General features: G+C 67.8%; 8 protein-coding genes. 4 read left to right on the forward strand and 4 right to left on the reverse strand.

From position 1 onward, the window contains the following. Nucleotides 1-30: 30 nt before the first annotated feature. Entirely contained in the window at nucleotides 31-1,494 is a 1,464-nt protein-coding gene (locus ON37_RS09115) for an alpha/beta hydrolase family protein (protein ID WP_083892840.1), read from the reverse strand. A 164-nt stretch (nucleotides 1,495-1,658) separates the two neighbouring features. Between ON37_RS09115 and ON37_RS09120 the strand changes: the two genes are divergently transcribed. Continuing rightward, entirely contained in the window at nucleotides 1,659-2,912 is a 1,254-nt protein-coding gene (locus ON37_RS09120; protein WP_040718413.1) for a serine hydrolase domain-containing protein, read from the forward strand. A gap of 50 nt (nucleotides 2,913-2,962) precedes the next feature. Here ON37_RS09120 and ilvA read toward each other — a convergent pair whose 3' ends face one another. Further along, on the reverse strand, nucleotides 2,963-4,318 hold the full coding sequence (gene ilvA / locus ON37_RS09125; RefSeq protein ID WP_040718414.1) for a threonine ammonia-lyase IlvA: 1,356 nt from the start codon (nucleotides 4,316-4,318) through the stop codon (nucleotides 2,963-2,965). Between the two features lie 113 nt (nucleotides 4,319-4,431). Beyond that, nucleotides 4,432-4,875 (reverse strand): nitroreductase family deazaflavin-dependent oxidoreductase, encoded by a 444-nt coding sequence (locus tag ON37_RS09130; protein ID WP_040718415.1) that lies wholly within the window; start codon nucleotides 4,873-4,875, stop codon nucleotides 4,432-4,434. Between the two features lie 115 nt (nucleotides 4,876-4,990). Here ON37_RS09130 and ON37_RS09135 point away from each other — a divergent pair, with 115 nt between their 5' ends. Next, the gene (locus ON37_RS09135; RefSeq protein WP_040718416.1) at nucleotides 4,991-5,221 is read left to right on the forward strand and encodes a hypothetical protein; all 231 of its coding nucleotides are present in this window, start codon (nucleotides 4,991-4,993) and stop codon (nucleotides 5,219-5,221) included. A 44-nt stretch (nucleotides 5,222-5,265) separates the two neighbouring features. On the opposite strand, the gene dnaE is transcribed toward ON37_RS09135, so the two are convergent. After that, the gene (gene dnaE / locus ON37_RS09140; RefSeq protein ID WP_040718417.1) at nucleotides 5,266-8,811 is read right to left on the reverse strand and encodes a DNA polymerase III subunit alpha; all 3,546 of its coding nucleotides are present in this window, start codon (nucleotides 8,809-8,811) and stop codon (nucleotides 5,266-5,268) included. Between the two features lie 826 nt (nucleotides 8,812-9,637). Between dnaE and ON37_RS09145 the strand changes: the two genes are divergently transcribed. Beyond that, nucleotides 9,638-10,870 carry a T6SS phospholipase effector Tle1-like catalytic domain-containing protein gene (locus ON37_RS09145; RefSeq protein WP_083892841.1) on the forward strand — a complete coding sequence of 411 codons (1,233 nt, stop codon included), beginning with the start codon at nucleotides 9,638-9,640 and terminating at the stop codon, nucleotides 10,868-10,870. 288 nt (nucleotides 10,871-11,158) lie between these two features. Continuing rightward, nucleotides 11,159-11,761 carry a transglycosylase SLT domain-containing protein gene (locus tag ON37_RS31650; RefSeq protein WP_245553124.1) on the forward strand — a complete coding sequence of 201 codons (603 nt, stop codon included), beginning with the start codon at nucleotides 11,159-11,161 and terminating at the stop codon, nucleotides 11,759-11,761. Nucleotides 11,762-11,763: the final 2 nt, after the last annotated feature.

Genomic DNA, 11,763 nt, shown 5'->3' on the forward strand with positions numbered 1-11,763 from the left:
GCAGAGTTCATCGGGCTGGCGCGGCGGAGTTCATCGGGCCGGAGCGGCAGCGGCGCCGAGCCAGGTGGTGAGGTAGGTCAGCACTTCGGGGGCGATGGTGATGTCGATCGTGCTGTATTCCTTCGGATCGCCGGTGTCGGCCGGTTGCATCAGGTGGTTGAGCCCATCGAAGACGTGCACGTCGGCGTACGGGTCGGCGGCCAGGTTCGCCCGTGCGGCCGGTGCGCTCTGCGCGGCCGGGACCTGCAGGTCCTTGGTTCCGTAGAGGGCCAGGACCGGGATGCGCAGCGCCCGCTGTGCCGGTGCGGGATCGTAATCGATGAGGGCGTCGAAATACGGGGTGGTCAACTGGTCGAGCGCCGACTGCGGTTGGCGCTGATCCGGCGGCAGCGCGTCGTTGTGCGCGGCCGCGAAGCGTCGCACCTGCTCGCGGTCACCGCTGCGGATCAGGGTGGTCAGGGTGGTGATGTAGCCGACGCGGTCGCGGATCTCCTCGGCATCGGCGTGGTTGTGGCGCAGCATCGCTTCGTTCTGCCCCAGCAGCACCTCCGAACCGGACACCGCGGGCCCGGCCGCCATGATCACGAACGCGACCCGGCTGTCGGGCCGGGTCGCGGCGAGCGGCGCCAGATATCCGCCCTCGCTGTGGCCGAGCAGGCCGATCCGAGTGCCGTCGATATCGCCGCGGCTGCGCAGGTAGGCCAACCCGGCCGCGATGTCGTCGGTGAGATCGGTGTAATCGCAGGTGTCGAGCTGTCCGCCGGTGCCGCCGACCCCGCGGTCGTCGGTGCGCAGGACCGCGTATCCCGCGCGGGTGAGCGTATCGGCGAGCAGCAGGAAGGGTTTGTGCCCCGCGATCTCCTCGTTGCGATCCTGCGGCCCGCTACCGCTGATCAGCACCACCGCGGGATGCGGGCCCCGGCCGTTCGGCAGGGTGAGCGTTCCGGCGATCGGTACCTGCCCACTGCGGTAGTGGACGTCCTCGGACCGGTAAGGCCACGGCGGGTGCGGTTCCTGCGATCGTGCCGGGGTCGGCACCGGTCCGCGGTGCAGAGTCAGCGGCAGGTCGTGCCCGGCCTGGGTGAAAGTTCCGGCGATGGTGTCGTCGTCGCGGTGATAGCGGCCGTGGAAATTCGGGTCGCCCGGGAGGCCGGGGATCGCGAAGGCGATCGCGTCCGGCTCGGTGACGACCCGGTCGAGCGGGTGATCGTAGATACCCTGCGGCGGAATCGTCACCGCCGCACCGTTTCCGTCGAATCCGATCCCGATCGGCAGTGCCTGGTCCGGCGCCGGCAGCACCCCGTTCCAGTCGCCGGTCACCACCGGCGGCTTCGGTGCGGATTGCACCGGCTCGGAACGGGAACAGGCCGCGGCCAGAATCAGCAGCACGACCAGTCCGGCGGCCGTGCCGGCGCGGCGCGGCGGTCTCGGCCGGTCCCGTCCCGGCCCGGTGATGTCCGGCGAATCCGAGCTGATCGACCGCGGTGACCACATGTCTCAACGATGACACACCGGGTTTCGCCGGTGGGGATTTCAGCAGGTCACCTCGGCGGCGCTCCGCCTCCGTGGCGCATCGGCCGGGTCTCGGCAGGTCTCGGAGGCATACCGCTCGCGCAACACCGTTGCCCCGCACAACGGTACGCCCGTACCGTAGATGGGTGAGCAACGACGCTTTACCCGCAGATTCGGCGGTGTTACCCGCCGGTGTGAACGGCTACGCCGCCGTCGGATTCGAACCGCTGGTGCGCAACTTCGCGCGCATCGTCGGCGGCCGGATCGGTGCGGGGGGTGCGCTCACCATCCATCGGCACGGCGAACCGGTCGTCGAAATCTGGACCGGGTACTCGGCCGGCACCACCCCGTGGACCCGGGACACCGGAAGCGTTGCCTTCTCCGCCACCAAGGGAATCGCCGCCACGGTGATCCACCGGCTGGCCGATCGCGGCCTGATCGACTACGCCGCCCCGGTGGCCGAGTACTGGCCGGAGTTCGGTGCGGCGGGTAAATCGCGGATCACGGTGGCGCAGTTGATGACTCACCGGGCCGGGCTGTCGTCGCTGCCGGTCGTCGCCGCCGGGCTCGACGAGGTGCTCGATCACGAACTCATGGAACACCGGCTGGCCGCGGCGGCGCCGGACCGCTTGCTCGGCATTCCGACCTACCACGCCCTCACCTACGGCTGGTTGCTCGCCGGACTCGCCCGGGCGGTCACCGGTTCGAGTATGCGGGAGCTGTTCCGGACCGAAGTATCCGAACCGCTCGGAATCGACGGTCTGCACCTGGGCCGCCCGGCACCGGAGTCGGCCACCACCGTCGCGGCGCTGGCCGGTTCCAAACTGGCCCTGGCCGGCACGGCGGTGGGGGCGCTGGTCCTCGCGCAGGCCGGCCGGGTCCCCGGGGCGGCGGGTGCGGCGACCCGGGCGCTGTTCCTGCCCGGGCTGCACGCGCTGTTCGACGGTGACCAGCCCTCGATCCTCGACACCGAAATGCCCGCCGGCAACGGCGTTTTCACGGCGAGCGCCCTGGCCTCGGTGTACGGCGTGCTGGCCGACGGCGGCATGATCGCCGGGCGGCGCTACCTGTCCGCGGCGACGATGCGCCAGATCCGGCGCATCCAGACGCGCCGGCTCGACCACGCCCTGTTCTATTTCCCGATGATGTGGCATCTGGGCTACCACACCTTCCCGATTCCCGGCGCGTCGTCCGGGTTCGGTCATATCGGCCTGGCGGGGTCGTTCGGCTGGGCCGATCCGCGGCTCGGACTGTCGGTCGGGTTCGTGCACAACCGGTTCACCCCGCAGTCGTTCGTCTGGGATCAGCTGGCGGCGGCGTGGGTGCTGCCGCTGGCGGTGCGGGGCGCGCGGGCGATGAGCAACGGCCGCCGGTCGGCGCCGCGTCCGCGGGCGGCCTGAACTCGACGAGGGCCGCGCTTCGCGGGCGAAGCGCGGCCCTCGTGTCCGGCTCAGGTCAGATAGCGGTAGGTCGGGGAGTCCGGGTCCAGCTGCTGACATTGGATGGGGGAGTCCTGCATCCGGTCCAGGAGCGGTTTCAGGCCCGCCAATGAGCCCAGTTCGATCCCGACCAGCGCGGCCCCGGTCTCCCGATTGTTCCGCTTGACGTATTCGAACAGGGTGATGTCGTCGTCCGGGCCCAGCACCTCGTCGAGGAACCGGCGCAGCGCACCGGGCTCCTGCGGGAAATTCACCAGGAAATAGTGCTTGAGTCCGCGATGGACCAGCGACCGCTCGATGATCTCGCCGTAGCGTGAGATGTCGTTGTTACCGCCGGACAACAGGCACACCACCGTCGTCCCGGGCTCGACCCCGATCTCGGCCAGCGCGGCGACCGCCAGCGCACCGGCCGGTTCGGCGATGACGCCTTCGTTCTGATACAGCTCCAGCATCGCGGTGCAGATCGCGCCCTCGTCGACCTGCATCATCCGGAAAGAGCCTGCGCCCCTGGGGGATTCGGTGCCGATGAGGAGCGGCAGCGACGCGTGCGACACCACTCGGCCACCGAACCGCGAGACCGCCGCATAGGGCAGATCGCCGATCCGGCGCACGGCTGCGCCGTCGACGAACGGATCGATATCGGGCAGGGTGACCGGTCCGCCCGCGATCAGGGCCGCCGTCATCGAGGCGGCACCCTTGGGTTCGACGCCCAGGATGGCCGTCTTCGGCGCGCGTTCGCGCAGGTAGGTGCCGATGCCGGCGAGGCAGCCGCCACCGCCGACCGGGATGATCACCAGGTCCGGGGTGGTGGAAAGCTGTTCGAGAATCTCCACCGCGACGGTGCCCTGCCCCGCGGCGGTGCGCGGATCGTCGAACGGGGGAACCATCGTCGCGCCGGTGCGGGCGACGTCGGCGGCGGCCGCGGCGGCCGCGGCGTCGAAATTGTCGCCGACCGCGATCAACTCGACGAAGTCGCCGCCGTGGGCGCGGATGCGATCGCGCTTCTGTTTGGGCGTGGTGGTCGGGACGTAGATGCGGCCCTGGATACCCATCGACCGGCAGGCGAAGGCCACTCCCTGGGCGTGATTGCCGGCGCTGGCCGTCACCACTCCGGCCGCCCGTTCCGTCTCGTCGAGCTGCACGATCAGGTTGTAGGCGCCGCGCAATTTGTAGGAGCGGACCGCGGTCAGATCTTCACGCTTGAGGTAGACGTTCGCGCCGGTGGCCGCCGACAACCGCTCGATTCGCTGGAGCGGCGTCGGCTCGACGATCTCCGAAATTCGCTTGGCGGCCGCATCGATCTCGTCCGCGCTCAGTTCGGGCAGCGGAACGGATACTTTCTCTACGACATCCAGCGGATCAGACACCCGAATATGCTATCGGGCGACCTCGAGCGGATGCGCGGCAGATATGCGGACCCCGGAATGCGGGCGACGCCCGGCCGGAGCCGGGCGTCGCGCCGAATGCCGGGTGCGCTGGGTCAGGACTTCGGCCTCAGGACGAAGACCGGGATCTCGCGGGTCGTCTTCTTCTGGTAGTCGGCGTAGTCGGGATACGCCGCCACCGCGCGCTCCCACCAGACGGCCTTCTCCTCGCCGGTGACCTCGCGGGCGACGTAATCCTTGACCACATCACCGTCCCGCAGTTCCACGGTCGGGTTGGCCTTGAGGTTGTAGTACCAGACGGGGTGTTTGGGCGCGCCGCCGAGCGAGGCCACGGCCGCGTACTCGCCGTTGTGCTCGACACGCATCAGCGGGGTCTTTCGCAGCTTGCCGGTCTTGGCGCCGATGCTGGTGACCAGAACGATCGGGTATCCGCGATCGAGCAGCGTATTGGCTTCGGAACCGTTGGAGGCCTCGTACTTCTCGGCCTGCTCGCGGGCCCAGTCGGACGAGCTGGGCGCATATTCTCCGGTAAGTGGCATGACGGGCACAACGCCGGCGCAGGCCGATGTGTTCCCGGCCTCGCATGGCGACGATCACGCAGGTCGCAGCCATAGTTCGGTGGACCGAAATTGCGCGTACGTGTAGCCTTATCGCATGACAGCGGTCAGCCCTATTCTGCGCTCGTCCCGCCGTGCCCCGCATACGGTGGAGCTGGCGGGTGTGCCGTGGCCGGTGTACAAACTCGAGGCCCTGGCACTCGGACTGGTACTCGCCCTGATTCTGGCGCTGATCGTCGGTTCGGCGCAGGTCGCGGTCCTCGCGGGCGCGGCCGTCGCGGCCGGACGCTGGGTCGTGGGGGCCATCGCCCGCCACACCACCGGCTGAGCCGAGGGGAACCGGGCCGGATGCCCCGGCCGGTTCTGCCGCCCTCAGCCGGCGAGGCAGCCCGGTCCGAGCAATGCCTTCAGATCACCCATCAGCGCCGAGGACGGCGACACCCGCAAATTGTCGGCCACCTTGAGCATGGTGGTCTTCTCCCGCGATCCGACGTGGCGGATGTGCACATCGGCGGTACCGGGGTGGCTGGACAGCACCCGCTTGAGCGCGCTCACCTTGTCCGGGGTGCACAGCCGGGTGGGAATGGTCACCGACAGCGGCTTCTCCATTCCGATCGACGACAGATCCGGAACCACCAGATCGTTGGCGATCAATGAGATCCGGTCGTCGCGCACGGAGACCCGGGCCTTGACCAACACCACGGCGTCCTCGACCACATCCATGCCGTACACCGAATAGGCCTGCGGGAAGAACAGCACCTCGATCCCACCGGTGAGGTCCTCCAATTGCGCCGAGGCCCAGGGCATTCCGTTCTTGTTGATGCGCCGGGTGACACTGGCGAGGATGCCGCCGATGGTGACCTGGGTGCCGTCCTTCACATCCCCTTCCAGAATCGCCGGGATCGGGGTGTCGGCCTGCGCCGCGAGCACGTGTTCCACGCCGTTGAGCGGGTGTCCGGATACGTAGAGGCCCAACATTTCCCGCTCCAGCGCGAGCTTGTGTTTGGTCTCCCATTCCTCGTCCGGCACCTTGACGTCGAATACCGAGGAGATGGATTCGTCGCCGTCGTCGAGCCCGCCGAACAGGTCGAACTGACCGATCGCCTCCGCCTTCTTGGTCGCCATCACAGCGTCGATGGCATCGGAGTGCACCAGCAGCAGACCCTTGCGCGGATGTCCGAGCGAATCGAACGCCCCCGCCTTGATTAGCGATTCGGTGACCTTCTTGGTGCAGGCCACGGCGTCGATCTTGTTCAGGTAGTCGGAGAAGTCGGTGAACTTCGACTTCTCCTTGCGCGCGTTGATGATCGAGGCCACCACGTTGGCGCCGACATTGCGCACCGCGCCCAGGCCGAAGCGGATGTCGTTGCCCACCGAGGCGAAATTGTGCTCGGACTCGTTGACATCGGGCGGCAACACCTGGATGCCGAGGCGCCGGCAGTCGGCCAGGTAGACCGCGGCCTTGTCCTTGTCGTCTCCGACCGAGGTGAGCAGGGCCGCCATGTATTCGGCCTTGTAGTTGGCCTTGAGGTAGGCGGTCCAGAACGAGACCAGGCCGTAGCCGGCGGCATGGGATTTGTTGAACGCGTAGCCGGCGAAGGGCAGGATCGTGTCCCACAGCGCCTTGATGGCGGGTTTGGAGAAGCCGTTGTCCTGCATGCCTTTTTCGAAGCCCTCGAATTCGGCCTCCAGGACCTCGGCCTTCTTCTTACCCATGGCCCGGCGCAGAATGTCGGCTCGGCCGAGGGAGTACCCGGCCACCTTCTGCGCGATCTGCATGATCTGTTCCTGATAGACGATCAGGCCGTAGGTATCGGCCAGAATGTCCTTCAGCGGCTCCTCGAGCTCGGGATGGATCGGCTTGACCTCTTGCCGCCCGTTCTTGCGGTCGGCGTAGTCGTTGTGCGCGTTCATGCCCATCGGGCCGGGCCGATACAGCGCCAGCACGGCGACGATGTCCTCGAATCCGGTGGGCTGCATGCGGCGCAGCAGGTCGCGCATCGCGCCGCCGTCGAGCTGGAACACGCCGAGAGTGTCGCCGCGGGACAGCAATTCGTAGGTCGCGGGATCGTCCAGCGGCAGGGTGTCCAGATCCAGGTCGATCCCGCGGTTGGCCTTGATGTTGTCCAGCGCGTCACCGATCACGGTGAGGTTGCGCAGACCCAGGAAGTCCATCTTCAGCAGGCCGATGGCCTCACAGGACGGATAGTCCCAGCCGGTGATGATGGCACCGTCCTGGGGTCGCTTCCAGACCGGGATCGCGTCCATCAGCGGTTCGGAGGACATGATGACCGCGCAGGCGTGCACACCGGCGTTACGGATCAGGCCCTCGAGGCCGCGGGCGGTCTCGTAGATCTTGGCGACGTCCGGGTTGGTGTTGATCAGCTCCCGGACCTCGGCGGCCTCCTTGTACCGTTCGTGTTCGGGATCGGTGATCCCGGACAGCGGAATGTCCTTGGCCATGATCGGCGGCGGCAGCGCCTTGGAGATCTGATCGGCAATCGCGAAACCGGGCTGGCCGAACTGGACCCGGGCCGAATCCTTCAGCGCCGCTTTGGTTTTAATGGTGCCGAAGGTGATCACCTGGGCGACCCGGTCGCTGCCCCACTTCTCGGTGGCGTAGCGCACCATCTCACCGCGGCGGCGATCGTCGAAGTCGATATCGATATCGGGCATGGAGACGCGTTCGGGGTTGAGGAACCGCTCGAACAGCAGACCGTGCGGGATCGGGTCGATATTGGTGATGCCCATGGCGTAGGCGACCAGCGAACCGGCCGCCGAACCACGACCGGGGCCGACGTTGATGCCGACCTCGCGGGCGTGGTTGATCAGGTCACCGACGACCAGGAAGTAGGCCGGGAAGCCCATTTCGATGATGACGCCGAGCTCGTATTCGGCGCGCTTGATGTACTCCTCGGGCGGGCCGGACGGGAATCGGCGATCCAGCCCGCGCATGACCTCCTTGCGCAGCCAGCTCGCCTGGGTCTCACCCTCGGGCACCGGGAAGATCGGCATCCGATCGTGGTGGGTCCAGACCTCCTCGTAGGACTGCACCCGCTCACCGATCAGCACGGTGTTGTCACAGGCGTCGGGCACCTCGGCGTCCCAGATCGCGCGCATCTCGGCGGACGACTTCAGGTAGTAACCGCTGCCGTCGAACTTGAACCGGCCCGGGTCCGACAGTGTCTTACCGGTCTGCACACACAGCAGCGCCTCGTGGTTGGCGGCGTCGGATTCGTGCACGTAGTGGCAGTCGTTGGTGGCCAGCGGCGGAATGCCCAGCTTCTTGCCGACCTCGAGCAGGCCCTCGCGGACGCGGCGTTCGATGGACAGTCCGTGGTCCATCACCTCGAGGAAGAAATTGTCCTTGCCGAAGATCTCCTGCCACTTGGCCGCGGCCTCGAGTGCCTCGCGCTCGTGGCCCAGTCGCAGCCGGGTCTGCACCTCACCGGACGGGCAGCCGGTGGTCGCGATGATGCCCTCGGCGTGCTGCGCGATGATCTCGGCGTCCATGCGCGCCCACTTGCCGAGCTGCCCCTCGATCGAGGCCAGGCTGGACAGTTTGAACAGGTTCCGCAGACCCGTCGCGTTCTCCGCGACCATCGTCATGTGGGTGTAGGCGCCGGAACCGGAGACGTCGTCGCTCTTCTGGCTGGGGTCGCCCCACAGAATGCGTTTGGTGTTGAACCGCGATTCGGGCGCGATATAGGCCTCGATGCCGATGATCGGCTTGATGCCCTGTTTCTTGGCCGAGTTGTAGAACTCCGAGGCGCCGTACATATTGCCGTGGTCGGTCATGCCGACCGCGGTCATACCCAACCGCTGCGCCTCGGCGAACAGGGGCGAGATCTTCGCGGCACCATCGAGCATCGAGTACTCGGTGTGGTTGTGAAGGTGTACGAATCCCGAGTCAGCCACGGGCCGATCCTAGTCGAAATTCTCCCGCCGTCCGGCCGTCTCCGGGGCTCCGAATGACATCGATGCAATTTCTTCGCGGAGCGTCCCGGCGGGTCCAGGCAACTCGCCGCAATCGGGCCCTCCCGGGTGTTCGATCTCACGTTCGCTGGAGCGGCGTCCAGCGGTCGCACGGGGTCGCGCGGTCATAGCCGGAAACTCGCCGCGGTGACTCCGGTAACGTTCCAGCGGCCCGGTGGCGATATCCCGGCTGCGAGAGACGGACCACGGTTCCTGCGGTGCGGATCGGTGACTTTCGCGGCTGTCGGTGGCGGCCGTGCCGATCGCCCGGCTCGCCGATGACGGTCGACCGAGACGAGGGCGGTCGGCCGTCATCATTTCTCTTCCGCCGATCGCCGCAACATCGGCGCCGGCGGAAACGGGTAGTTTCGCCCGGACCGCGAACGGACCCGGGTACGCGGGCGCCAGTGGCTACTCGGCCCTGTCCGACCCCGGCACGGCAATGTCCTGCCACCGTGAGCATGGTTGCGGCGCACCCACGCGAAGCCGGTGCAGTGCATATCGGCCACCACCCGTGGCGCGGTCGGCCCCGAACTGCTTGCGGCGCACGGATTTCGGCCCGAGCATCCGGCGGTCCGGACGCGCCGCCCGCGATGTTCCGGCAGCCGTTCGCGGTCGATCGTTCGGGCGGGCCGCGTCCGGGCCCTCCGCACGCCTCGTCGCACGGTGTCACCTGCCGCCGGGCATTAACGTATTCGCCGGATCCGCGCGATGATTCGAGTAGCGCACTACTCGTGCGCGCGCTGCTGGGGGGCGGGAGAATTCGGATATGAAGCGGTTGGTCGTCTGTTGTGACGGGACGTGGGGTACGGAGAGCAATCCGACCGTCTCCAATGTCGTGAAGATCGCCGAATCGGTGCGGTCGAGTACCACCACCGAGGCGGGGGACCATGTGGGCCAACGGGTCTTCTATGTCGACGGTCCCGGATCGCGCGGATATCTGGCCGACCGACTGCTCGGCGGCGCCTTCGGACTCGGCCTCGACGCCAACCTGTCCACCATGTACTGGCAGCTGGCGCTGAACTGGGAGCCCGGCGACGAGATCTACGTCTTCGGATTCAGCCGCGGCGCCTACACCGCCCGCAGCCTGGTGGGCATGATCAATCGGCTGGGGCTGCTCACCGCCGACGCCATGGTCGACCGCGTCTATCCGCAGGCGCTGAAGATCTACCGCCAGCGCAAGGACGATCCGGACGGACCCGATCGCCCGGAGTGGGTCGAATTCCGTGAGCGGCACTGCGTCTATCCGGTGCCGATCACCTTCCTGGGCGTCTTCGACACCGTCGGCGCGCTCGGCATCCCGGGGATCACCTCGTGGCGCTATCGCTTCCACGATGTCCGGCTGTCGCCGAATGTGCGGTACGCGCGCCAGGCGCTGGCCATCGACGAACGCCGGCGCATGTACGCGCCGTGCCTGTGGGAGGTCACCGACGAACCCGCGGGCGGCCCACGCGGCGCCGACCGGGTACAGCAGGTGTGGTTCGAGGGTGTGCACACCGATATCGGCGGCGGATACGCCGACAGCAGGCTGTCCGACATCACGCTGCGCTGGATGGTCGACCAGGCCCGCGCGGCCGGGCTGGGCTTCGACGAGGAGCGGATCGAGCAATTGCTGAACCGCCGTGCCACGACGCGATCCGCGCCGGCGACGGCCGTGGAACCGGAATCACCGGTGCGGGCGCATGATTCGCTCACCGTCTTCTATCGCGTCCTGAATGTCGCGGGGTTCCTGCTGCATCCGCGCAATCCGCGTTTCTACGCCGATTCCTGGCGCCGGCTGTCCGCACCCGGCGATCGCCGGGTCTATCTGGCCGATTGCGCTGCCCCCTGCGCGACCTACCGGCCGCCCAACGTCGAACGGTGGGCCGCCGAACTCGCCGGCCCGCTGCCGACCCTGCCGGTGCGGGGCGGCGACGCCGGCGAGGCCGGGGCCGGCCGTTCATCCGAGATCGGCGGCGAGCAGCCGGCCGGGGGCAACCCGGTGGCCGGGAGCGCGGCCTGATCCCGAGGGGGTTGCCGGCCGGCTCGGCCGGCGCAACTCCGGGCCTCGGTCCGGTGGGAGTCCCGGCTCTGTCGCGGCGACCGTAATCGGACCGAGACTTCGGCCTGCCTGTGATGTGCCGCACATAACCGCTGGTCGACGCGATTTTTCTCAGGTGAATAACACCTGGTGTTCATTCACCGTTATGTTTACGTTCACTTGTCGCAATCAGTCTGTGACTCGCCAGAAAGCAGACCTCCGGTCTGTTTCAACCGCGGCGAGCGGGCTTTTGTTCTGTGGATCGTCGCGATGGTCACCCCACCGTTCGACCGATCCGGAGCTCGTATCGCCATGCACATCAGAAAACTGCTGCCGCTTGCCGCCTTCGCCGCCGTCGTGAGCGTGCCGGTGGCCGCCCACGCCGAGGCCCCGATCGCCGGGGTGCCGCCGGAGCTGCAGACCAGCGCCGAACAGCTGCAGGTGCAGGCCGGTCAGTGGCAGCAGGGGCTGCCGCAGCCGCAGCAGGACCAGGTGCAGCAGTTCGTGCAGGGGCTGCCGCAGCCGCTGCCGCAACTGCTGCCGCCGGCCTTCCCGGACAACCTCGACGGCTGGATCCGCCACGCCCTCTACGTCATGGGCCAGCACGGCATCCCGGGCAGCTACGACGGCATCTACCGCAACGCCATGCGGGAATCCGGTGGCAATCCGCGCGCGATCAACCTCTACGACTCCAATGCCGCCGCGGGTATCCCGTCGAAGGGCCTGATGCAGGTCATCGACCCGACCTTCGCCGCCTTCCACGTCGACGGCACCTCCTGGGACATCTACGATCCGGTCGCGAACATCGCCGCCGCCTGCAACTACGCGGCGCACCGCTACGGGTCGATCGACAGCGTGTTCTCCGCGTACTGATC

The sequence above is a fragment of the Nocardia veterana NBRC 100344 genome (assembly GCF_000308855.1).
Lineage (GTDB): Bacteria > Actinomycetota > Actinomycetes > Mycobacteriales > Mycobacteriaceae > Nocardia > Nocardia veterana.